This is a genomic window from Micromonospora sp. NPDC003197 (assembly GCF_053590565.1).
The window spans coordinates 183,463-205,015 of record NZ_JBSFTE010000008.1; the positions used below are offsets into that span (position 1 = coordinate 183,463).

The 21,553-nt window shown below is 69.0% G+C and carries 21 protein-coding genes and 2 pseudogenes; 8 read left to right on the plus strand and 15 right to left on the minus strand.

Annotation, left to right across the window (positions count from 1 at the left end):
• Nucleotides 1-18 precede the first annotated feature (18 nt).
• The gene (locus ACWDV4_RS11775) at nt 19-279 is read left to right on the plus strand and encodes a DUF2277 family protein (protein ID WP_449977085.1); all 261 of its coding nucleotides are present in this window, start codon (nt 19-21) and stop codon (nt 277-279) included.
• On the opposite strand, the gene ACWDV4_RS11780 is transcribed toward ACWDV4_RS11775, so the two are convergent.
• A complete protein-coding gene (locus ACWDV4_RS11780; RefSeq protein WP_449977087.1) occupies nt 228-710 on the minus strand; it encodes a hypothetical protein in 483 nt (160 codons plus the stop codon). The two genes, ACWDV4_RS11775 and ACWDV4_RS11780, sit on opposite strands and share 52 nt — an antisense overlap.
• A 339-nt stretch (nt 711-1,049) precedes the next feature.
• Complete coding sequence (selD, locus tag ACWDV4_RS11785; protein ID WP_449977090.1) at nt 1,050-2,066, minus strand: selenide, water dikinase SelD; 1,017 nt, start codon at nt 2,064-2,066, stop codon at nt 1,050-1,052.
• Nucleotides 2,067-2,356: 290 nt separating this feature from the next.
• On the opposite strand from selD, the gene ACWDV4_RS11790 reads away from it, so the two are divergent.
• The 4 genes from ACWDV4_RS11790 to ACWDV4_RS11805 all read left to right on the plus strand — a co-directional run bounded on the left by ACWDV4_RS11790 (nt 2,357) and on the right by ACWDV4_RS11805 (nt 5,650).
• Nucleotides 2,357-3,085, plus strand: coding sequence for an amino acid ABC transporter ATP-binding protein (locus ACWDV4_RS11790; RefSeq protein ID WP_449977225.1), 729 nt, complete (start codon nt 2,357-2,359; stop codon nt 3,083-3,085).
• Nucleotides 3,086-3,143: 58 nt separating this feature from the next.
• Nucleotides 3,144-3,998, plus strand: coding sequence for a glutamate ABC transporter substrate-binding protein (locus tag ACWDV4_RS11795; protein ID WP_449977092.1), 855 nt, complete (start codon nt 3,144-3,146; stop codon nt 3,996-3,998).
• Nucleotides 3,999-4,082: 84 nt separating this feature from the next.
• The gene (locus tag ACWDV4_RS11800) at nt 4,083-4,757 is read left to right on the plus strand and encodes an amino acid ABC transporter permease (protein WP_449977095.1); all 675 of its coding nucleotides are present in this window, start codon (nt 4,083-4,085) and stop codon (nt 4,755-4,757) included.
• Nucleotides 4,757-5,650 carry an amino acid ABC transporter permease gene (locus ACWDV4_RS11805; protein WP_449977097.1) on the plus strand — a complete coding sequence of 298 codons (894 nt, stop codon included), beginning with the start codon at nt 4,757-4,759 and terminating at the stop codon, nt 5,648-5,650. The genes ACWDV4_RS11800 and ACWDV4_RS11805 overlap by 1 nt, the downstream gene beginning before the upstream one ends.
• Before the next feature lie 219 nt (nt 5,651-5,869).
• Here the strand turns inward: ACWDV4_RS11805 and rny are convergent, their stop codons facing one another.
• The 8 genes and pseudogenes from rny to ACWDV4_RS11845 form a co-directional block, all read right to left on the minus strand.
• Nucleotides 5,870-7,639 (minus strand): ribonuclease Y, encoded by a 1,770-nt coding sequence (gene rny / locus ACWDV4_RS11810; RefSeq protein WP_449977100.1) that lies wholly within the window; start codon nt 7,637-7,639, stop codon nt 5,870-5,872.
• 506 nt (nt 7,640-8,145) lie between these two features.
• Nucleotides 8,146-8,865: a regulatory protein RecX gene (locus ACWDV4_RS11815; protein WP_449977102.1), complete on the minus strand. Its 720-nt coding sequence runs from the start codon at nt 8,863-8,865 to the stop codon at nt 8,146-8,148.
• 23 nt (nt 8,866-8,888) lie between these two features.
• Entirely contained in the window at nt 8,889-9,392 is a 504-nt protein-coding gene (locus ACWDV4_RS11820) for a hypothetical protein (RefSeq protein ID WP_281385014.1), read from the minus strand.
• A gap of 171 nt (nt 9,393-9,563) precedes the next feature.
• Nucleotides 9,564-10,118, minus strand: a pseudogene (locus ACWDV4_RS11825) (LAGLIDADG endonuclease); the annotation flags it as partial.
• Between the two features lie 60 nt (nt 10,119-10,178).
• Nucleotides 10,179-11,030 (minus strand): annotated as a pseudogene (recA, locus tag ACWDV4_RS11830) (recombinase RecA); the annotation flags it as partial.
• Between the two features lie 181 nt (nt 11,031-11,211).
• The gene (locus ACWDV4_RS11835) at nt 11,212-11,412 is read right to left on the minus strand and encodes a DUF3046 domain-containing protein (RefSeq protein ID WP_449977105.1); all 201 of its coding nucleotides are present in this window, start codon (nt 11,410-11,412) and stop codon (nt 11,212-11,214) included.
• Nucleotides 11,413-11,414: 2 nt separating this feature from the next.
• On the minus strand, nt 11,415-12,731 hold the full coding sequence (locus tag ACWDV4_RS11840) for an MFS transporter (RefSeq protein ID WP_449977108.1): 1,317 nt from the start codon (nt 12,729-12,731) through the stop codon (nt 11,415-11,417).
• Between the two features lie 35 nt (nt 12,732-12,766).
• A complete protein-coding gene (locus ACWDV4_RS11845) occupies nt 12,767-12,964 on the minus strand; it encodes a hypothetical protein (RefSeq protein ID WP_449977110.1) in 198 nt (65 codons plus the stop codon).
• Nucleotides 12,965-13,211: 247 nt separating this feature from the next.
• On the opposite strand from ACWDV4_RS11845, the gene ACWDV4_RS11850 reads away from it, so the two are divergent.
• The gene (locus tag ACWDV4_RS11850) at nt 13,212-13,625 is read left to right on the plus strand and encodes a TrmH family RNA methyltransferase (RefSeq protein ID WP_449977113.1); all 414 of its coding nucleotides are present in this window, start codon (nt 13,212-13,214) and stop codon (nt 13,623-13,625) included.
• Between the two features lie 37 nt (nt 13,626-13,662).
• Here ACWDV4_RS11850 and ACWDV4_RS11855 read toward each other — a convergent pair whose 3' ends face one another.
• Nucleotides 13,663-14,391 (minus strand): UdgX family uracil-DNA binding protein, encoded by a 729-nt coding sequence (locus ACWDV4_RS11855; RefSeq protein ID WP_449977116.1) that lies wholly within the window; start codon nt 14,389-14,391, stop codon nt 13,663-13,665.
• Nucleotides 14,392-14,502: 111 nt separating this feature from the next.
• A complete protein-coding gene (locus ACWDV4_RS11860; RefSeq protein WP_449977119.1) occupies nt 14,503-15,843 on the minus strand; it encodes an aminotransferase class I/II-fold pyridoxal phosphate-dependent enzyme in 1,341 nt (446 codons plus the stop codon).
• 39 nt (nt 15,844-15,882) lie between these two features.
• Here ACWDV4_RS11860 and ACWDV4_RS11865 point away from each other — a divergent pair, with 39 nt between their 5' ends.
• A complete protein-coding gene (locus ACWDV4_RS11865; protein WP_449977230.1) occupies nt 15,883-17,130 on the plus strand; it encodes a bifunctional pyridoxamine 5'-phosphate oxidase family protein/GNAT family N-acetyltransferase in 1,248 nt (415 codons plus the stop codon).
• Nucleotides 17,127-17,798 carry a leucine efflux protein LeuE gene (gene leuE / locus ACWDV4_RS11870; RefSeq protein WP_449977121.1) on the plus strand — a complete coding sequence of 224 codons (672 nt, stop codon included), beginning with the start codon at nt 17,127-17,129 and terminating at the stop codon, nt 17,796-17,798. Before ACWDV4_RS11865 ends, leuE begins: the two co-directional genes overlap by 4 nt.
• 62 nt (nt 17,799-17,860) lie before the next feature.
• Here leuE and ACWDV4_RS11875 read toward each other — a convergent pair whose 3' ends face one another.
• From ACWDV4_RS11875 to ACWDV4_RS11885, 3 genes are all read right to left on the minus strand, one after another.
• Nucleotides 17,861-18,793: a sporulation protein gene (locus ACWDV4_RS11875; RefSeq protein ID WP_449977233.1), complete on the minus strand. Its 933-nt coding sequence runs from the start codon at nt 18,791-18,793 to the stop codon at nt 17,861-17,863.
• A gap of 177 nt (nt 18,794-18,970) precedes the next feature.
• Nucleotides 18,971-20,035, minus strand: a complete 1,065-nt coding sequence (locus ACWDV4_RS11880) for a hemolysin family protein (RefSeq protein ID WP_449977124.1) — start codon at nt 20,033-20,035, stop codon at nt 18,971-18,973.
• Entirely contained in the window at nt 20,032-21,360 is a 1,329-nt protein-coding gene (locus tag ACWDV4_RS11885) for a hemolysin family protein (protein WP_449977126.1), read from the minus strand. The genes ACWDV4_RS11880 and ACWDV4_RS11885 overlap by 4 nt, the downstream gene beginning before the upstream one ends.
• Between the last annotated feature and the right edge of the window lie 193 nt (nt 21,361-21,553).

The following is a 21,553-nucleotide window of genomic DNA, read 5'->3' on the forward strand; positions in this document are numbered from 1 at the left end:
CCGGGCGAGGAGAAGATCATGTGCCGGAGTATCAAGACGCTACGTGAGCCCTACGTCGATGAGGTCACCGAAGCCGACATCGAGGCCGCCGCGTTGCAGTACGTCCGCAAGATCAGTGGGTTCCGGGCGCCAGCGGCCCACAACGCGGCAGCCTTCGATGCCGCCGTCGCTGCGGTCGCCGCCGCCACCCGGACCCTGCTCGACCAGTTGGAGGTACGTGGCCGGGGTCACGCCGCAGCGAGCGCCGGCACGACCGAGTCCGGTGCCCACCGGGACTGATGACACTGTGACCAGCCCCGACATCGCGGGCTGACGTTGGTGCAGAGGCGGCGGTTGGTCAACGCCTCGCCCTCCTCGGTGTCCCGCACGTCCAGATGCACCGGGCGGGTCATTCCGTCCGGGGCGACGAGCAGGTAGCGGCCGGGGTCGAAGGTGTCGTCCGGCAGCAGGCAGTGCCGGTCCAGCCGCCGGGCGAACGCCGCGATCATCGCCGGCTCGGACCGTCCGGCCGGCACGCCGTAGCAGTCCACCGCAGTCGGAAACTCTCCCGGCGGTTGCCAGACGTCGCAGAGCACGGCGTCGAGCGGAAAGCGCGCCGGATCTGCCGCGCCAAGCGGCATCACCGGCAGGCCGAGTAGATCGGCGAGTGCGGAGTAGATCTCCATAGGAGCGACATGGTCGTCGATCCTCCAGTTCCACAGCTCGGTCACGCTGCCTCCTCGCTGTGCTCAGTCATGGTCTCCGAAGCGTGCCCCACCTCACGATGGTGACCGGCGAACGGGGCCAGGTGGGGCCAAGTTACCGGTCTGTGACCATTTCCGCCGAAATCCGACTGTCACCCACCAGTCGGGCACCACTGTGGGTGATCAGAGATTTACACCGTATCGCGAGTGAAGCACTCGATCGCATATCTCGATTCGGCGATTTCCTCACGTTACCCAGCAAAATACCCAGAACCACCATGTTGCTCGTGGACGGTGCACTTGCTCGTTGGACGGCGCGCTTTGCTCGTATCCATCGTGGCTGGATATGGGCGACGCGGCGGGGCGTCAGCGTACGAGCACCATCGCCTCCCCCCGGGGAAGCAGTTCACCCACGACCGTCCCACCCGGAACCTCGCCCGCGAGCAGTAGTCCACCCGAGGTCTGCGCATCCGCCAGCAGTAGCCGGTCCGCCTCGGAAACCCCGTCGAACTCGGTCCACGGCGAAACCCAGTCGAGGTTGCGCCGGGTGCCCCCACTGACAAAACCATCCCGTACGGCCTCCCGGGCACCGTCGAGGTAGGGCACCCGGGCCGACTCGATCGCCACGGTCAGGCCACTGGCCCGGGCCAGCTTGGACGCATGCCCGAGCAGCCCGAACCCGGTCACGTCGGTGCCACAGCGGATACCGGCCGCCACCGCTGCCCGGGCGGCCTCCCGATTCAGAGTGGACATCGCCGCCACCGCCTGCGGAAACGGCTCACCGGTCGCCTTGTGTCGGGAGTTGAGCACCCCGACCCCCAGCGGCTTGGTCAGGGACAGCGGTAGCCCGGACCGTCCCGCGTCCAGCGTGATCAACTCGTCCTGCCGGACCATCCCGGTCACCGCCAAGCCGTACTTGGGGCCGTCGTCGTCCACGCTGTGCCCGCCGGCAAGATGACAGCCCGCCTGCCGAGCCAGGTCGTGGCCGCCCCGGAGCACCTCGGTGGCCAGTTCCAGCGGCAGCACCTCCCGAGGCCAGCAGAGCAGGTTCAACGCGACCAGTGGACTGCCGCCCATGGCGTACACGTCGGAGAGGGCGTTGCAGGCGGCGATCCGCCCCCAGTCGTACGGGTCGTCGACGACCGGGGTGAAGAAGTCGACCGTCGCCACCACCGCGTTCCCGTCAGCCAGGGCGACCACCGCTGCGTCGTCACCGTGGTCCAGCCCGACCAGCAGGCTGCCAGGCGTCCGACTGTCGGCACCCAGGTCACCCGCCGACGGGGTGAGCCCCAGTCCAGCGACGATGGTTTCCAACTCCCCGGGCGGAATCTTGCAGGCACAACCGCCACCCCGGGCGTACTGCGTCAGGCGTACCGGTTCCATGTACAGCTCCAATCCGGTTACCGATGGTTACCACCATGTTGGGATCTTCGATGCCCCAAAACTGTCGGTTTTCGTCCCCAGCGCAGACTGATCAGCCACTGCCCCGAGAAACGGCCATTCGGTGCAGTCGGCGACGTTCCGCAACCAGCAACTGATGGTGTTACCGCTCCGTGACCAACTTAGGTCGCGTTCTGACATGCAGTCCCGCCTAGAGTTGCCCCACCAGAGGTGCACCACCTCAGAACTGGCCCTTGACAGGATGGTGGAAGACGGTGACGACGGGCGACCCACTGATCGTGCTCACGGCGGTCAACAAGTGGTACGGGCCGCTACACGTGCTTCGCGACGTCGATCTGACGATCGGCAAGGGTGAGGTCGTAGTGGTGATCGGTCCGTCCGGCTCCGGCAAGTCGACCCTCTGCCGGACGATCAACCGGTTGGAGACGATCAGCTCCGGCTCGATCACGTTCGACGGGCAGCCGCTGCCCGCTGAGGGGCGGGCACTCGCCCGGCTGCGCAGCGAGGTCGGCATGGTGTTCCAGTCGTTCAACCTCTTCGCGCACAAGACGATTCTCGAGAACGTCACGCTCGGTCCGATCAAGGTCCGCAAGGAGAAGCCGGCCGCCGCCCGGGAGCAGGCGATGGCGCTGCTCGACCGGGTGGGCATCGCCAACCAGGCGGAGAAGTTCCCGGCCCAGCTCTCCGGCGGACAGCAGCAGCGGGCGGCGATCGCCCGCGCCCTGGCAATGAAGCCCAAGGCGATGCTCTTCGACGAGCCGACCAGCGCGCTCGACCCGGAGATGGTCGGTGAGGTGCTCGACGTGATGACCTCCCTCGCGAGCGAGGGCATGACGATGGTGGTGGTAACCCACGAGATGGGCTTCGCCCGGCACGCCGCCAACCGGGTCATCTTCATGGCCGACGGCCAACTGGTCGAGGACGCTCCCCCGACCGAGTTCTTCGCCAACCCGCGCAGCGAGCGGGCGAAGGACTTCCTGTCCAAGATCCTGACGCACTAGGCGTCCGTTGCGGAGCACGTCATCCCCCGACGGGCTCCACCGAAGAAGGAGATGAGGAATGCGGATCAAGCGCGTGGCGGCGATCGCCGCGATCGCGGCACTTTCGCTCGGTGTTACGGCCTGTGGCGGCGGTGACGACGAGGGCGGCACCGGCGCAAGCGGGATCGTCGGCAAGGCGCAGAAGGACAAGAAGCTGGTCATCGGCGTCAAGTCCGACCAGCCTGGCCTGGGCCTGCAGACCGGCAGCAACTACGAGGGCTTCGACATCGAGATCGGGAAGATCATCGCCAAGGGCCTCGGCGTCGACCCGGCGAACATCGAGTGGAAGACCACGGTCTCCAACAACCGTGAGCCGTTCATCCAGCAGGGCACGGTCGACCTGGTCATCGCGACCTACACGATCAACGACGACCGGAAGAAGAAGGTCAACTTCGCCGGGCCGTACTACATCGCCGGGCAGGACCTGCTGGTGAAGACGGACTCCACCATCACCGGGCCGGAGGGTCTGGAAGGCAAGAAGGTCTGCTCGGTCAGCGGCTCCACGCCGGCCAAGAAGATGCAGACCGACTACCCGAAGGTGCAGCTACAGCAGTTCGACTCGTACTCGAAGTGCGTCAGCGCGCTTGAGGGCGGGCAGGTCGACGCGGTGACCACCGACGACATCATCCTCGCCGGCTACGCCGCCCAGACGCAGTACGCGGGCAAGTTCAAGGTTGTCGGCAAGCCCTTCACCTCCGAGCCCTACGGCGTCGGCCTGAAGAAGGAAGACAAGGCCGGCTGCGAGAAGGTCAACGAGATCCTGAAGACCGCTGCGTCGGACGGCTCCTACAAGGCCGCCTGGGACAACACCCTCGGCAAGAGCGGCACCCCCGCGCCGACGCTGGACACCAGCAAGCTGACCAACTGCGGCTGAAGTTAGTTTCCTCCCGGGGTCGGCGGCCATCGGCTGCCGACCCCGGCCCTCGACTGGCGAAGATATGCTCCGGGGAGCGAAGGCATGCATGTATTCACCGATCCGGTGAACCTCGACGCCTATCTGTCGGGTTTCCTGTGGATCCTCAAACTGACCGGCGCCTCGGCGCTTTTCTCGCTGGTCATCGGCGTGCTGTTGGCCGCCGCACGGGTGTCCCCCGTTCCCGTACTGCGCGCCTTCGGCGCCGCCTGGGTGAACATTTTCCGCAACACCCCGCTAACGCTGATCATCTTTTTCTGCTACTTCGGGCTCTACGCCACGCTGAACCTGGTGCTCTCCGACGACCTGAACCTGAACAACTACTGGCTCGGTGTGCTGGGTCTGTCGGTCTACACGGCGGCGTTCGTCTGTGAGGCCATCCGCTCCGGCATCAACACGGTCAACGCCGGCCAGGCCGAAGCCGCCCGGGCCATCGGCCTGACCTTCGCCCAGACGCTGCGGATCGTGATCCTGCCGCAGGCCGGGCGGGCGGTCATCGCGCCGCTGGGCAGCGTCCTCATCGCGCTCTGCAAGAACGCCACGATCGTCGGCATCATCGGCGTCATGGAGTCGTCGAGCGTGATGAAGGACCTGATCAACGAGAACGGCGACGCGGTCATCCCGATCTTCCTGGTCTTCGCCGGCACCTTCGCTGCGGTGCTGGTACCGATCGGCTACTTCTTTGGCTGGCTGGCCAACCGACTGGCGGTGAAGCGCTGATGAGCAGCAACACGGTCCTCTACGACCACCCCGGACCTCGGGCCCGGATACGCAACGCGGTCCTCACCGTCGTTTTCAGCATCGCCATCGCGGGCCTGCTCTGGTGGATCTACTCGAAGTTCGACGAGAAGGGCCAGTGGGAGGCGCGGCTCTGGGAGCCGTTCACCGAGCCGACCACCTGGACCCAGTTCATCCTGCCGGGTCTGCAGCAGACCCTCATGGCCGCGGCCACCGGCATGGTGCTCTCGCTCGTCTTCGGCATCGTCTTCGCCGTCGGCCGGCTCTCCGACCACAGGTGGCTCAGCATCCCGGCCGGCGTCGTCGTGGAGTTCTTCCGCGCCGTACCGCTGCTGCTGATGATGTTCTTCATCTTCTACGGCGTGCCGTTCCTGACCCAACAGGCGATGCCCGCCTTCTGGTCGGTCGTAATCGGTCTGACGCTCTACAACGGGTCGGTGCTGGCCGAGGCGTTCCGCGCCGGCATCAAGTCGCTGCCGAAGGGACAGTCCGAGGCGGCGTACGCGATCGGTTTGCGCAAGGGTCAGGTCATGCAGCTTATCCTGATCCCCCAGGCGGCCCGGGCCATGCTGCCGGTGATCGTGAGCCAGCTCGTGGTCCTACTCAAGGACACCGCGCTGGGCTACATCGTCGCCTTCCCCGAGCTGCTCCAGCGCGGCGTCAACGACCTTGGTGCCAACTACGGCAATCTCGTCGCCGCCGCGATCGTGGTCGCCGCGATCTACATCGTCATCAACTCGCTGCTCACCATGCTGGCGGGCTGGCTCGACCGGCGTAGCAAGCGCCGGGCCTACCGGTTCGGAAAGGCCACCACCGCCCCGAAGCCGGCCGTGGTCCAGGTGGGTGGTGCGGGCGAGAAGGCCGGCGACGACTGACCCTGGCCGTCTACACGGCTCGATCAATACGAGGAACGCCCTCGACGCTCTTGCCGCGTCGGGGGCGTTCCTCGTCTACTGCACAGTCCCCCGCCACGCCTGGAACTGCCCTGTCCCTTCGGCCTGCCGCCTCGGGGCCGGGACCTGCCACACGCCCCGCCGCCCGAACCAGCGCAGCCGTCGGTCCGGACGGCGGACCGGCGCGGGCTGCCAGGGGGGTCAGCGGGCGATCTCGGTGGCCCGGGATTCGCGCACCACCGTCACCCGGATCTGACCGGGATAGGTCAGCTCCTCCTCGATCTGCTTGGCCACGTCCCGGGCCAGCACCGCCGCCCCGATCTCGTCGACCTCCTCCGGGCGGACCATCACCCGGATCTCCCGCCCCGCCTGCATCGCGAAGACCTTCTCCACCCCGGCCTTCAGGCCGGCGATCTCCTCGATCCGCTCCAGCCGCCGGACGTACGCCTCAAGGCTCTCCCGGCGCGCGCCCGGCCGACCGCCGGAACAGGCGTCGGACGCCTGGGTCAGTACCGCCTCGATGGTCTGCGGCTGCACCTCGTTGTGGTGCGCCTCGATGGCGTGTACGACCTCCTCGGACTCACCGTACTTGCGGGCCAGGTCCGCGCCGATGATCGCGTGGCTGCCCTCCACCTCGTGGGTGAGCGCCTTGCCGATGTCGTGCAGGAAGGCGCACCGCTTGATCGTGGCCGCGTCCAGGCGCAGCTCGGCCGCCATGATCCCGGCGATGTGCGCGGTCTCCACCAGGTGCTTGAGCACGTTCTGCCCGTACGACGTCCGATAGCGCAACCGGCCGAGCAGGGTGACCAGCTCCGGGTGCATGTCGGTGATCCCCACCTCGACCAGCGCGTCCTCCGCCGCGCGCAGGCAGAGACGCTCCACCTCGTGTCGGGCGCTGTCGAAGACCTCCTCGATCCGGTGCGGATGGATCCGGCCGTCCAGCACCAACTTCTCCAGGGTCAGCCGGCCGATCTCCCGGCGTACCGGGTCGAAGCAGGACAGCAGCACCGCCTCGGGCGTGTCGTCGATGATCAGGTTGACTCCGGTCACCGACTCGAAGGCGCGAATGTTGCGCCCCTCCCGACCGATGATCCGGCCCTTCATCTCGTCGCCGGGCAGGTGCAGCACACTGACCACGCTTTCGGCGGTCTGCTCACTGGCCACCCGCTGGATCGCGTCCACCACGATGTGTCGGGCCCGCTGCTCAGCGGTGTTACGCGCGTCGGACTCGATGTCCCGGATCAGGATCGCCGCTTCCCGCTTGGCCTGCCCCTCGACCGCCTCGATCAACTCGGACCGGGCCGCCTCGGCAGTCAGGCCGGCGATGCGTTCCAGTTCCCGCCGGCGCTGCTCCTCCGCTTCGGTCACGGCGGTCTCCCGTACGGCGAGCGCGGCCTCCCGGGTGGTCAACTTGGTGGCGGCTGCGGCCAATCGCCGGTCGCGTTCGGCGAACCGCTCGACCTCCTCGGTGTGCAGCCGTTCCCGCTCGTCCATCCGCTGGGCCCGACGCTCCATCTCGGCCGCCTGTTCCTTGGCGGTGGAGGCGAGCAGCGCGATCTCCCGTTCCCCGCTGCGCCGGGCCGCCGCACGGACCTGTTCGGCGTCGGCTTCGGCCTGGCGGTGTGCCCGGTCCAGTACGGTGTCCGCCTCGGTGCGGGCGGCGTCGAGTACGCGCCGGGCCTCGGCGCGGGCGGCACTTGCCTCTGCCTTGGCGGCGGCGACCTCGGCCCGGGCGGTGGCCAATTCGGACTTCGCCACGTCGGCGGTGGAGGTCGCCTTGTCCGCTGCGGTACGCAGGGCGGCCAGCGATTGTTCCTGACGATCCTTCTCGGCGACGAAGTCGCTGTTGTCGGCTGCGGCTGAGGGGACGGTCAGCCTGCGCAGGGCCCGCATGCCGACGAACAGCCCCGCCAGAACGAGGGTCGCCAGGAGCACGGTCGTGGTGAGCAGTCCCACGTCCAACGCGCTCATGCTGACGGCCCGCCTCGGTCGCACCCGATGCTGCCGGTACCGCTATCCCTCATGGCCGCCTCCCCTGCCGTCCCACCCCGTAGGGCCGGCCCTGGTGGGATGGCTCTACGGCTGTCGAGGCGCCCGACCGAGGCGGCTGGCCGGGGTAGCACGCAACCATCGACGACCCCCATCGGGAGCCATCTATGGCCAGATATCGATGTCACGCCTTTCCGGACCGGCCCCCGGTTGGCGCAGTTGGCCCACTGAGCTGGTCAACTTGTTGTCGTACTGTTACGCGATCTATGTTGTGCTGTTAGCTGCGAAGGTCGGTCGTACTCGTTGTATGGCGAGGCTAGGTCGCAAGGTGCCATTCGGTCAAGGAGGCATGATCGACCATCCGGTCGGACGCAGCGCATGGACTTGCTCACCGGCAGCTGATGACTTATCGGATAAAAGCCGAATTTCACTCCGCGCGGGCACCAAGGTCGAACCCGCCACCGTCGCACCCCAGGGGCATTGGCTGCCTAGTCGAACGAGCTGCCCTCGCGGTCCAACTCGCCCTCGGCGTCCGCCAGCGCGTCCGCGTCGATGTGCTCGGCAAACTCCGCCGCCTCGGCGCTCTGCGCGGCCAACGCCTCCTTGACGGCCCGGATCGCCACCCCGGCCGGGTAGCCCTTGCGGGCCAGCATCGCCACCAGCCGGCGGAAAATCGCATCCGGCTCACCGCGTGCCGTACGAAGCTTCCGGTCGACCAGTGACCGCGCAGTCGCCGCCTCGGTCGTCTCGTCCAACTCCCCGAGCGCCTCGCTGGCGACCTCCCCGTCGACGCCGCGCTGACGCAACTCGTTGGCCAACGCTCGGCGGGCCAGGCCACGTCCCTGATGCCGGCTGCTCACCCAGGCACGGGCGAAGGCAGCGTCGTCGATGATCCCGACCTCGTCGTAGCGGTCGAGCACCTGCTCAGTGGTCTCCTCGGAGATCCCCCGCCGGGCCAGCGCGGCGGCCAACTCGGCCCGGGTACGGGGTCGTACGGCGAGCTGGCGCAGGCAGATCTCCCGAGCCACCTCCGCCTCGTTCCGGGGCGGATTAGCCGGAGAGCTGTCGGCGAAGTCGGAGTCGGGGTTGGCGGAATCCGGGTCGGCGCTGCGGCCGGACCGGGAACGCCCGGTAGAGGTAGTACGCGGTCGGGGTGGGGCCGCATCCCAGCCCCGCCCCGACCGCGCGCCTCGACGTCGTCCAGTCACGTCGATGTGATGTCAGTCGACGATCAGAAGTCCACCGGCGGCAGCTCCGGCCCGCCAGCGGCGTCGCCAGCAGCGCCCGCCCCCACGCCGAGCTTTTCGAGGATCTTCTTCTCGATCTCGGCCGCCACGTCCGGGTTCTCCCGCAGGAACTCGCGGGCCTTCTCCTTGCCCTGGCCGAGCTGGTCGCCGTCGTAGGTGTACCAGGCACCCGACTTACGGATGATCGACTGTTCGACGCCGACGTCGATCAGCGAACCTTCCCGGGAGATGCCCTTGCCGTACATGATGTCGAACTCGGCCTGCTTGAACGGAGCCGAGACCTTGTTCTTCACGACCTTGACCCGGGTCCGGTTACCGACCACGTCGGTGCCGTCCTTGAGGCTCTCGATCCGACGCACGTCGAGCCGGACCGAGGCGTAGAACTTCAGCGCCCGACCACCGGTAGTGGTCTCGGGGCTGTTGTGCACCATCACCCCGTCGACGAAGTAGTTGTGGTTGCCCTCGACCTCGATGTCGAACCGGTTCATCGAGCGGGTCTTGGGCTTGACCCGTACGTCGATGATCCGGGCCGGCACCGGACGCAGTTCCGTCGACACGAACTCCGGCTCGACGACGCACTGGCCACGGAAACGCGGAAGCAGCTTGGCCTCCATCGCCACCGGCACGTACGGCGCGACGAGTTCCTGGAACTTCGCCGACGCCTCCGTCGTGAACTGGACTACCGCCATGCTCCGCGCACCACGCGCCGTCAGCTTCACGTCCAGCCCGTAGCCATCGCGCAGATATTCGACGAGGCGCGCACGGCTGCCTTCGGCCATCGCCTCGACGCAGATCTCGATCCGGCCGGAACCGCCCTCGGTACGCTGCTGAAGCCCCTTGGAGCGCACGGTGAAGCCACCGTCGTCCATGTACCACACCGCCAGCGCCAGCGGCGTCAGTGCCTTGAGGTAGTCCCAGCTCAGGTGCTTCTTGCCGTCGCCCAGATAGACCGCCCGCCGCAGCTCGTCCAGCTCGGGAAGCGGCGTGAAGTCGGCGAAGACCGCACCTCGGGTGTCGGTCCGACGCGAGTTCGGGACGTTACCGAGCAGCGCTACCTTCCAGTCGAGGTAGTCGGCCTGCTGGGCACCATGGCCCAGTCGGAACCGGGCCCCCGCCCGGTCGCGGAGGTTGGGCGAGAGGCTGCCGTCGCCCATCAACGAACCGAGTACGACCTGCCACTGCTGGTCGCTGAGCCGGCGTTCCTCAGCCAGCATCACCCGGTCGCCGGCGATCAGCTCGCCAGCCTCGCGCCACCCGCCCGGGGTCCGGACCAGGTGGTTGGCGGTGGCGGCGAACTGCGCCCGCCCGTTCCCGCCCGACTTGGCGACCGTGAACTGGAGGAACTGCTCCGCCGGGCCGTTGTTGAACCAGTTGGTGATCTTCTTCGGCTCGACCCGGTCGGTCTCCGGGTTGTACGACAGGACCTCGACCGCCATCCGCTGGTTGACGATCTTGCCGATCTTCTCCTGCGTCCCGTCGGCGAGGGTGACCCGCGTCGAGTAGGACATGCAGCCGAACATCACACCGATCTTCTCGCGGAGCTGGTTGATGAAGATCGCGGTGGTGCCGGTGCTGTTCAGCACACCGGTGATCTTCCGCAGCGCCTGGCTCATCAACCGGGCCTGGAGACCGACGTGACTGTCGCCCATCTCACCCTCGATCTCGGCGCGCGGCACCAGCGCGGCGACCGAGTCGATGACGATGATGTCCAGCGCACCGGAGCGGATCAGCATGTCCGCGATCTCCAGGGCCTGCTCACCGGTGTCCGGCTGGGAGACCAGCATCGCATCGGTGTCCACGCCCAGGGCTTTGGCGTACTCCGGGTCGAGCGCGTGCTCGGCGTCGATGAACGCCGCGATGCCACCGGCCCGCTGGGCATTGGCCACCGCGTGCAGTGCCACGGTGGTCTTACCGCTCGACTCGGGACCGTAGATCTCCACCACCCGCCCGCGTGGTAGCCCACCCACGCCGAGCGCCACGTCGAGCGCGATCGAGCCGGTGGGAATCACCGCGGTCTGGATGACCGGTCGATCCCCGAGTCGCATCACCGAGCCCTTGCCGAACTGCTTGTCGATCTGAGCAAGAGCAAGGTCGAGTGCCTTCTCCCGGTCAGGTCCTGCCGCCATGGTCGCCACCCCTGCCTTTGCCGGCGTCTTTGATCCCTTAGTCACGCGGACACGCTAGGCGCTGGGTCCGACAGAAAACAGCTGACCGGCTGTGATCTGTGGACAGGCACCCCCGCTGTGGACAATAGCCGAACAGGTGTACGAGCCGACGACCGACACGCCACTGTCACACATCCGCAGCTCAGCGTAGTTGCGCCGGCACTCGATCGGGATAGGCGGCACACACCGCCCGCCACACCGCCAGCGTCGATTCGCCCTCCGCGAACGCCTGTTCGATGGTGCGTCCCCCGAGCTGGGTGAGCACTTGGTCGGCGGCGATACTGCCGGCGTACGCAGGCCCGAACGTCTGCTCCAGACGCGTCCAGAAGTCGGTCAGCCGCACCCTCACGCCCCCTCTGTCGTGGCCCCACGCGGAGCCGGACGCAACGCTAGCGCCACCAGCGGCACCACCGCGAGCGCCGCCAGCAGATTGAGCACCGGGTAGCCGGCGAACTGGACGACAAACCCGCTGACCGCACCGGCGGTGGCCCCGGCCAGGCCCATGATCAGGTCGGACAGCCCCTGGGCAGCCGGTCGGACCTCGGCCGGCACCGACTCCGACAGCAGGGTCGAGCCGGCGACCATGGTGCCCGACCAGCCCAGGCCAAGCAGGGCCAAGCCCAGCGTCAAGCGGGTCGTGTCATGACCGGCGGTGCCGGCGACCGCACACGCGGCGAGCAGCAGGCCGACCCCGCCGAGAATGACCGGTCGACGGCCGAACCGGTCGGTGAGCCAGCCGACAACCGGGGACAACGCGTACATGCCGGCGATGTGCACACTGAGCACGATGCCGACCACGTGCAGCACGTCGGCGTCGCCGTGTGACTCGCCGAGGCGTACCGGGGTCATCGACATCACCCCGACCATGACCAGGTGCCCGACGGCCACGGCGGCGATGCCGAGACGGGCGGCCGGGCGGTCCGCGACCACCCGCAGCGCCGCCCGCAGACTGCCGCCGCGCTTCCCGGCGGGAGTGACGGCCGTCGGGGTACGGTCATCCGCCAGCCGCCGGGCGGTGAGCAACGGATCCGGGCGGAGGAACACGAAGAGCACGGCGGCGGCCAGCATGAAGGCGACCGCGCTGAACGCGAACGGGCCGGAGAGCGCGGGCAGGCCCAGGTCGGTGGTGAACCGGTCGGCGCTGGCCGCGAAGTTGGGAGCGGCTACCGCCCCGATCGTGGTGGCCCAGACAATCAGCGACAGTTGTCGCCCCCGACGGGCCGGTTCGGCGAGGTCGACGGCGCTGTACCGGGCCTGGAGGTTGGCTGCGGAGCCGCCGCCGAAGAGCAGCATGCCGAGGAAGAGCAGCGGGATCCAGCCGGTCACGGCGGCGAGCACGACCAGCACGCCGCCCAGCGCGCCGGTCAGGTAGGCAGCCACGAGGCCAGGTCGCCGACCGGCGGCGCTCATGATCCGGGTGACCGGTATGGCGAGTAGCGCGCCGCCGACCACGGCGGCGCTCTGGGCCAGCCCGGAGACGGCGGTGCCGACCAGCCGGGCGGCGAGCAGCGCACCGACGGAGACCCCGATGGTGGTGCCGATGCCGCCGATGATCTGGGTGCCGAAGAGCAGCCGGAGGGTACGACGCTGGACCCGGGCGATGGCGGGGTCACGGAACTCGGTCGCGCTCCCGGGTGGGGGCACGGTGGCGGCGGTGGCCATCGGAGGCTCCATCGGCAGTAAGGGGTGACGGTCGGCTACATCCTTACTGCCGATGCAGCCGGGCCCTCAGGGTACGCCCGCACGACCGACCCGAAGATCGAGCGCGGGTACGCCAGCTCGGTCAGAGCTGGCGTCGACTCACGTCGCACCGCGGCCAGCACGACATCGAGTCCTCGTCCCTCAGCCAGCACCTGCCGTCCCATCACCACGGCGCTGTCGTCCGACATTTCCATCCACGCATGCTAGGCAACGGGCGACAACCTACGAAGGGGCGCTATCCTTGCCACACACTCGTTCTCTGTCGATGGCCCAGGTACGCCGCGAAGTACCTCCACTTATGCGTTTCAACACTCGGAGCCGGACCGCTCCCGTCCGGTGAGTCCCGCGATCAGGGTTCGCTCCCGCAAGGATCTACGAGCCGCCCGCCGCCCCCGCTCCCACCCCTGTTGGGGACACCTCGTCGCTGCGGCTCTCTGGCCAATGCACGGGGCGAACCTCGGCACCCTACTACGCACCTGCGACGCAGTCGGCGCATGCCTGGTGGTTCCCCCTTTCCGCTGGGTCGATGAGGCCCTGGCCAGGGGAAACACGCTGCGCCGGCCCAGTTGCGTACACCGGGTCGGGAATCCCGTCCGCTGGCTGGAAACTGAACGAGCCAACGGCTCACGTATCGTCGGCGTGGAACTGGCCGACGAGGCGATCCGCTTGGCCGATCTCCCGACGGCCGACCGCCGGACCATCATGATCCTCGGCCATGAGGCTTCCGGTATCCCCTCCGAAGCCCTGGACCTGCTCGACTGCGCGGTGGAGATCCCCATGGTCGGCACCGGTCACAGTCTCAACGTCGCGGTCGCCGGCTCGCTTGTGCTGTACAAACTCGCGGGACTGCTCTGACCCAACACGTCACCCACCGCCCGACCGAGGTGGCACCTCAGGCGACACCTCGGTCGGCACCTCCGGCAGCGGCGAGGGCACCGGCGACGACCTTCAGGTCGTCAACCAGTCCGCCGTACGCGATCTCGCGGTTGTCGGCGCGCAGCACCGCCGACGGGTGGATGGTGGCGACCAGTTGGGCCGGCGGCACCGATCCGAGTTTGCCGGTGGCGTCGGTCGGCACTCGGGTGAAGTCCTGCGGCCGTTGGGCCGAGTCGGGCCAGGGCAGCAACACGCCCCGCGACCGGGTGACCCGGAACGACGGGCCGAGCAGGGCCTTGGCGGCGGTCGCACCGAGCACCACGACGACCTCCGGTTGCAACTGGGCGAACTCGGCGACCAGCCAAGGCCGACAGGCCACTATGTGCACCTGGTCGGGGGTCTGGTGGATACGCCGCTTGCCCCGCAGCTCGAACCGGAAGTGCTTGACAGCGTTGGTGATGTACAGCTCGCGGGGGTTCAGGCCAGCGTCGTCCACCGCCCGACGAAGCAGGTGCCCGGCCGGCCCGACGAACGGCAGTCCCTTCTGGTCCTCCACATCGCCCGGCTGCTCGCCGACGAAGACCACCCGGGCATTGGCGTTGCCTCGCCCGAAGACCGTCTGGGTGGCGTCCTGATAGAGCTCGCAGCCCCGGCAGTCGGTGGCGGCGGTGCGTAGCTCCGCCAGGTCGTCGGCGTCCGGTGGGATGAAGTGTTGGGCACCGGGCGCGGTCGTGGTTTCGGCCATGGCGACCTTTTTACCCCCTACCACCGACACGAGTACGGCGGGTCGGAGATTTCGCCGTCGGCAGCCCCGGATCGACGCTCAGGCGCTGAACGGGCCGGCCGGCGCCACAGATCAGGCGCTGAACGGGCCGGCGGTGTCGGCCGCCATCGCCCGGGTCACCGCGTCGACGAATCGCGGAATCTCCTCCTCGGTCAACGGGCTGATGGTGATCCGTACCCCCGGTCCGGTGGCCAGCCGGTAGAGCGAGGAGGGGGCGACCGCGTACCCGGCGTCGCGCAGCATGGTGACCACCCGGGTCTCGTCGCGTACCGGCAGCCAGACGTTGATGCCGGTGCGCCCGTACGCGGTGATTCCCCGGTCGGCGAGCGCGGTGCGCAGGGCGTGGCGGCGACGCTCGTAGCTGTCCCGGGCCTCGGCGAGTTGCGCGGTCACGGCCGGGTCCTGCCAGAGTCGGACGATCAGTTGTTGCAGCAGGGTGGAGACCCAGCCGGCACCGACCCGCATCCGGCCGGCAACCCGGGCCACGGTCGCCTCGTCACCGGCCAGCACCGCCAGGCGCAGGTCGGGCCCGTAGGGCTTGCTCGCCGAGCGGAGGAAGGCCCAGCTCCGGGTGGCCCCAGCCAGACTGTGCACCGGTACGGGGGCCAGCTCGGCGGCGTGGTCGTCCTCGATCAGCAGCAGCTCGGGGTGGTCGGCGAGCAGTCTGCGCAGTTCTGCGGCCCGTTCGGCGGTGACGGCAGCACCGGTCGGGTTCTGCGCGCGGGTGGTGACGATCAGCGCGCGGGCCCCGGCGGCCAGGGCGGCGCTCACCCCGGCGGTGGTGGGTCCGTCGTCGTCCACCGGTACGCCGATCGGCCGGAGCCCGAGGGCTGCGACGAGGTCGAGCAGGTTGGCCCAGCCGGGATCCTCCACCGCCACCGGGTCACCGGGACGCAGGTGGGCGGCGAGCAGCCGGTCAATGCCGTCCAACGCTCCACTGGTGACGGTGATCGCGTCGGCCGGGACCCCGTCTGAGGTGAGCCGGACCCGGGCGAGGTCGGCCAGTTCGGGCAGTACCCCGGCGGTGGCGTAACCGACCGGCGCGTCGTCCGGGGCGGCGATGGCCGCCAGGTGGGGTCCGAGCCGGGGCAGCAGCCGAGTGTCGGGTTCCCCGGCGGAGAGGTCCCAGCCGCCGGGGGGCGGGGGCAGGCGCAGCGCGGAGCGCTGGGCGGCGACCGGGGGGCGGGGGCGGATCCGGGTGCCGTTGCGACCGGCGGTCTCGACCACGCCCCGCTGCCGCAAACCCTGGTACGCCTTGGCGACGGTGGCCGGGCTGACGGCCAACCGCTCGGCCAGTGCCCGGACGGCGGGTAGTGCTGCCCCGGGTTGCAGTGCTCCGGTGCGTACGCCGGTTTCCACGCTGGCCGCTATCGCGGCTGCTGTACCACCGATGATCTGATAACGTGCTGCCACAGTTGCAGTATTGTACTAGAACAAATGCGGGAGTACGACATGTACCCGAAGACGGAGCGGACCACCGCCCACCGTGACCGGGGCCGGATCGGCTACCAGCGGGCGGTGGCCCACGCGATCCTCGACGAGGCGTACCACTGTGTGCTGGCCTTCACCGTCGACGGCGAACCCCGGGCACTGCCCACCCTGCACGTACGCGTCGACGACACCGTCTACCTGCACGGCTCCACCGGCAGCCGGCCGCTACTGGCCGCCCGGGGCGCCGACGGGCTGGCTGTCTGCCTCACCGTCACCCTGCTCGACGGTCTGATCTACGGCCGCTCGCAGTTCCACCACAGCGCCAACTACCGCTCGGTGGTCGCGCACGGCACCGCCCGCCTGGTCACCGACGAAACCGAGAAGCGCGCGGCGATGACCGCCCTGGTCGAGAAGGTCGGCCGGGGCCGGGCCGCCGACAGTCGGCCGCCGACCCGCAAGGAACTCGCCGAGACGGCGGTGCTGGCGCTGCCCCTACGCGAGGTGTCGACCCGGATCCGCCTCGGCGGAGTGAGCGACGAGCCCGAGGACCAGGCCCTGCCGTACTGGGCCGGGGTAGTACCGCTGCGGCTCGTCCCGGGCCTCCCGGAACCCGACACCGGAGTCACCGCGCCCCTGCCCGACTACCTGCGCCCGGTGCACTCGCCCTGGCTGACCGCCGCACCGATGCGGGGCGAGCACGTGATCCTGGAACCGTTGGACCTGTCCCACGTCGACGCCCTGTACGCCGCCACCGCCGACCCCGAGGTGTGGCAACATCTCGGCAACCCGATGCCCCGGACCCGCGACGACGCGGTGGCGATCGTGGCCGAGGCGCTGCGCGCCGCCCACTGGGGTGACCGGGTGCCCTGGGTACAGCGCTGCGCGGTCACCGGCCAGGTCGTCGGCAGCACCTCCTACTACGACGTCGACGAGGTCCGGCGCACCGTCGCCATCGGCTACACGTTCCTCGGTCAGCCCTGGTGGCGTACCGGCATCAACACGGAGGCCAAGCTGCTGCTGCTCACCCGGGCCTTCGAGGAGTTGGCCGCGGTACGGGTGGTCTGGCACACCGACATCCGCAACGACCGCTCGCAGCGGGCCATCGAACGGCTCGGGGCGCAGCGGGAAGGCGTACTGCGAATGCACCGGCAGCGGCCGGACGGGTCGTGGCGGGACACCGTCGTCTACTCGATGACCGCCGATGAGTGGCCATCCGCACAGGCCACACTGCGGGACCGGCTGCGTCGGGGCGTACCCGTGGCCGGATGATGTCGCCCGTGCTAGGGATAACCGACATCTGGACGTACGTGCTGGGAACGATCGCGATCGTCCTGCTACCCGGCCCCAACTCGCTGTTCGTGCTCTCGGTCGCGGCCCGACGCGGGATACCGGCCGGTTACCGGGCCGCCGCCGGGGTGTTCGTCGGCGACACGGTGCTCATGGTGCTCTCCGCCGCCGGGATCGCGTCGCTGCTCAAGGCGTACCCACCGATCTTTCTGGTGATCAAGTACGCGGGCGCGGCGTACCTCGGTTATGTCGGTCTGACCATGCTGCGCGGGGCCTGGCGGCGCTGGCGGAGCCGCAACGACGCCGCCACGCCGCGGCTGATCGACGCCGCCGAGCCGGCGATGGTACGGAGTCCGTTCCGCCGGGCGGCGGTGATCAGCCTGCTGAACCCGAAGGCGATCCTGTTCTTCGTCTCCTTCTTCATCCAGTTCGTCGACCCGTCCTACGCCTATCCGGCGCTGTCGTTTCTGCTGCTCGGGCTGATCGCCCAGGTGACCAGTGCCCTCTACCTGAGCTTGTTGATCTTTGCGGGCGCCTACCTGGCGACACAGTTCAGTCAGCGTCGCCGACTGGCCGCCGGGATGACCACCGGCGTCGGCGCCCTCTTCCTCGGCTTCGGCGTCAAACTCGCCACCGCCAGCGCCGGCTGAGGTGTAAGGAAGGGCCCCTTCTTATCGCTTTTTGCATAGGAAGGGGCCCTTCCTAACACCTCTCACGTGCCGTCGCCGCCGCCTCCTCCGCTGCCGCCGATTCCCGGGCCACCGCCAGCGGTGCCCTGCTCGGCGGCCTCGGGCGAGTGGCTCTCCTGGGTGTCCTCGGGCGGATGGGTCACGTTCGCCGACTCCACGATCGGGGTGGGATTCCGGTAGCCGGACGCCGCGTAGGCATGCCGGTTGATCGCCTGCCGTAGCCAGCCATCGATCAGGTTCACCCAGTCGCCATCACTCCCGGGCGAAATGTGCCGCACCCGGAACCGACTAAGGCTGTAGTGCCCCGCCCCGGCCATCGCCGCCCGCCGGTCGAGGCCGAAGATGGCCTCCACGCCGTACCGGTTGGTCACCAGGGTCACCTCCAGCTCGGAGAAGGGCCCGGCATACAGGGGCGGAGCCCAGAATCCGATCTTCTGGTGGAACGGCAGTGTCTGGGCCACCCCGGGCAGCCGCCCCGACTGGAGTCCCGTCTGCCGCAGGCGGAACTCCAACGCGGCCAACGCCGCGAAGATCCGCTCCTGGGCGGGCAGCGGATGTACGTACACCGGAAGCATGCCGCCCTGGTCGAACATCGGGTCGACCCCGACCTCGGTGCGCAACCCCATTCGCAGGGTGAGCGGCCGCAGGCCGTTGAGCACCGTCACCGGAGTCTCCCAGGGCATCGCCAGGGCAAACGCCACCGCCCGCCGCTGGCCCGCCGGCACCACGAACGGACCGGCCACGGTCACCCGGTGGAATTCCATCAGGACCCGGCCGGCGGCCGGGTCGTCCGGCTCCACCTGGGTGACCAGCCCGAGTACGACCTGCTCCACCGGTACGTCGGCAGAGCCGGCGGTGAGGACCACCCGGCCGGGCAGACGCAGCCCTGGCCGGGTGCTCGGATTCGTCAGGACGGTATTGACCGACAGGCCCGTGGCACCCAGCCCGGGCGGCATCCCCCCGATGGTCACCAGGGTCCCCCTCTCCCCCGGTGACGCCCGCGCGAGGATGCCCCCTACTCGGCGCCTCCGCTGTCGGCGATGGGGACGCCGCTAGTCAGCGTCTCCACCACCGTGAGCGCTGGGGACACTGCTAGTCAGCGCCTCCACCCCCACGGCAGGGATGCCCGCTCATCAGCGCATTCGCCGCCCACGCGGCACCGGGTCGGTCTCGTCATCGAACTCGCCGATGACCTCCTCCAGCAGATCCTCCAGCGCGACGAAGCCCACCGGCCGGCCGGTGCCCGCCCCGTTGGTCACCATGGCGAACTGCACCTGGTCGGCCCGCATCGCCGCGACCGCCTCGGTCACCGACGCGGTGGTGGCCAGGCTGAACGCCGGAGTCATCAACTCCTGCGCCGTCGTCACCCGACCCGCCGTCGTGGCCCGGACCGCCTCCCGTACGTGTACCACGCCCAGTACCTCGCCGGGGCCGTTCAGCACAGCCAGCCGCGACCGGCCGCTGTCCCGGCACACCTGCTCGATGCGCTCGGCGCTGTCGTCCCGGTGCACCGAGACGATCCGGTCCACCGGTTCCATCACGTCGGCCACCAGGGTCCCCTGCAGTTCGAGCATGCTGGTCAGCATCTCGTGCTGGTCGGCGGCGAGCAGCCCGTGCTCCCGGGACTGTTCCAACAGCATCCGCAACTCCTGCGGCCCGTGTGCCTGCGCCAACTGGTCCTGCGGGTTCACCCGGACCAGCCGCAGCGTGGCGTTGGCCATGCCGTTCAGCACCGAGAGCACCGGCCCAACCAACCGGGCGAACGCCCGGAACGGCAACGCCAGCAGCAATGCCGAACGTTCCGGGTCGGTGATGGCCCAGGACTTCGGGGCCATCTCGCCGACCACCAGGTGTAGGAAGGTCACCAGAATCAGCGCGAACACCAGCGCGATGATGTGGCTGGTCGCCTCCGGTAGTCCCACGGCGGTCAGCGCCGGGCTGACCAGATGCTCGATCGCCGGCTCGGCGAGTGCACCGAGCCCCAGGGTGCAGATGGTGATACCGAGCTGCGCACCGGCCAGCATCAGCGACAACTCACGGTTGCCCGCCAACGCCGCCCGAGCCGCCCGGCCACCAGTGGCGGCGGCCTGCTCCAGGCGGTAGCGCTTACTGGCGACCAGAGCGAACTCGGCCGCCACGAAGAAGGCATTCAAGGCCAGCAGGGCCAGGGAGAACAGTAGTGCCCAGGTCGTACTCATCGGGCCACCTCCAGCCGTACGGAGTCGGCCACGTGCCGGTCGACGGCGAGTACCTCGACCAACGCCCTCGGTGGCAGTTCGGCGTCCAGTTCGGCGGCGAGGGTGATCTCCAGCCGGTCACCCACCTCGGGCACCCGGCCCAGCTCCCGCATCACCAGTCCGGAGATGGTGTCGTACTCCGGCGCCTCGGGCAGCGCGATACCGGTGCTGTCGGCGACCTCGTCGATGCGCCAACGGGCCGGAACCACCCAGGAACCATCGGCCTGCCGCATCGGGGCCCGCTCGGGCGGATCGTCCTCGTCGCGGATCGGCCCGACCAGCTCCTCGGCGATGTCCTCCAGGGTGATCACGCCGGCGAAGCCGCCGTACTCGTCCACCACACAGGCGAGCTGCCGGTGGCCGGCGCGCAGCCGGTCCAGCACCGTCGGCAGCAGCAGCGTCGTGGGCACCAGCAGCGGCGGTCCGGCCACCGCGCTGACCAAGGTCTTACCCCGCTGCTCCGGGGGGACTCCCAGTACGTCGGCGATACCGACCACGCCGACCAGGTCGTCGACGCCCTCGGTGCCGCGTACCGGGAACCGGGAGTGTCCGGTGTCCAGCAGCTGCACGACCCGGCTGACCGGCTCGTCGGCCCGTACGGTGTGCACGTCGACCCGGGGCACCATCACCTCACCGGCGGTGAGCTGACGGAAGTCCAGCCCTCGGTCGAGCAGGTTCGACATCTCCGCGTCGAGGTGCCCCTCCTGACGGGACTCCGCGATGATCTGCTCCAGATCCTCGGGAGTGGCCCCGCTCGGCAGTTCCTCGATGGGTTCGATGCCCACCCGACGTAGCAGCCGGGTGGCGGCCATGTCGAAGAGCTTGATCACCGGCGCTGCGACAGCCAGGTAGATCAGCGTGGACTGACTGAGCGCCCGAGCCACGGCCTCGGGCCGGGCGATGGAGAGGTTCTTCGGGGCGAGTTCGCCGAGCACCATCTGCACGATGGTGGCGATGATCAGGGCGAGTGCCACGGAGAGCGGCAGACTGACCGCCCGCGACATCCCCGTCAGGCCGAGCAGGTCGGCCAGTCCGTCACCCAGGAAGGGCTCGGCCACGTAACCGACGAGCAGCGCGGTGACGGTGATGCCGAGCTGGGCACCGGAGAGCATGAATGACAGCCGACCGGTTACCTTCAGGGCCCGTTCGGCAGCGATGTCGCCCTGGTCGGCGAGCTGCTGGAGCTTGCCCCGATCGACGGCGATGTAACCGAACTCCTGGGCCACGAAGTAGCCGGTCGCGGCGGTCAACAGGATGATCAGAAGAAGGCCAAGCGCGATCAACACGGGTTGCTCAGGGCTCCCCGGGACGGTACTTGGGCCCGATGTTGCCGGGTCCAACCCGGCTGGCTATAACTGCCCTCCTGGGCAGTGGATTCGATCATTCGGTCAGTCTATCGGCATGACCTGGGGATTCGCTGTACGTGCAAGGAAGGGCCCCTTCTTATCGCTTTCTGCCTTGGAAGGGGCCCTTCCTAAC

Bases quoted from the DNA above. Each gene is read 5' to 3' on its own strand.
- ACWDV4_RS11775 (WP_449977085.1), top strand. From the start codon at position 19: ATGTGCCGGAGTATCAAGACGCTACGTGAGCCCTACGTCGATGAGGTC.
- selD (WP_449977090.1), bottom strand. From the start codon at position 2,066: ATGGAACCGGTACGCCTGACGCAGTACGCCCGGGGTGGCGGTTGTGCC.
- ACWDV4_RS11795 (WP_449977092.1), top strand. From the start codon at position 3,144: ATGCGGATCAAGCGCGTGGCGGCGATCGCCGCGATCGCGGCACTTTCG.
- ACWDV4_RS11800 (WP_449977095.1), top strand. From the start codon at position 4,083: ATGCATGTATTCACCGATCCGGTGAACCTCGACGCCTATCTGTCGGGT.
- ACWDV4_RS11805 (WP_449977097.1), top strand. From the start codon at position 4,757: ATGAGCAGCAACACGGTCCTCTACGACCACCCCGGACCTCGGGCCCGG.
- rny (WP_449977100.1), bottom strand. From the start codon at position 7,639: ATGAGCGCGTTGGACGTGGGACTGCTCACCACGACCGTGCTCCTGGCG.
- ACWDV4_RS11820 (WP_281385014.1), bottom strand. From the start codon at position 9,392: ATGAACCGGTTCGACATCGAGGTCGAGGGCAACCACAACTACTTCGTC.
- ACWDV4_RS11840 (WP_449977108.1), bottom strand. From the start codon at position 12,731: ATGGCCACCGCCGCCACCGTGCCCCCACCCGGGAGCGCGACCGAGTTC.
- ACWDV4_RS11845 (WP_449977110.1), bottom strand. From the start codon at position 12,964: ATGGAAATGTCGGACGACAGCGCCGTGGTGATGGGACGGCAGGTGCTG.
- ACWDV4_RS11850 (WP_449977113.1), top strand. From the start codon at position 13,212: ATGCACGGGGCGAACCTCGGCACCCTACTACGCACCTGCGACGCAGTC.
- ACWDV4_RS11855 (WP_449977116.1), bottom strand. From the start codon at position 14,391: ATGGCCGAAACCACGACCGCGCCCGGTGCCCAACACTTCATCCCACCG.
- ACWDV4_RS11865 (WP_449977230.1), top strand. From the start codon at position 15,883: ATGTACCCGAAGACGGAGCGGACCACCGCCCACCGTGACCGGGGCCGG.
- leuE (WP_449977121.1), top strand. From the start codon at position 17,127: ATGATGTCGCCCGTGCTAGGGATAACCGACATCTGGACGTACGTGCTG.
- ACWDV4_RS11875 (WP_449977233.1), bottom strand. From the start codon at position 18,793: ATGCCGCCCGGGCTGGGTGCCACGGGCCTGTCGGTCAATACCGTCCTG.
- ACWDV4_RS11880 (WP_449977124.1), bottom strand. From the start codon at position 20,035: ATGAGTACGACCTGGGCACTACTGTTCTCCCTGGCCCTGCTGGCCTTG.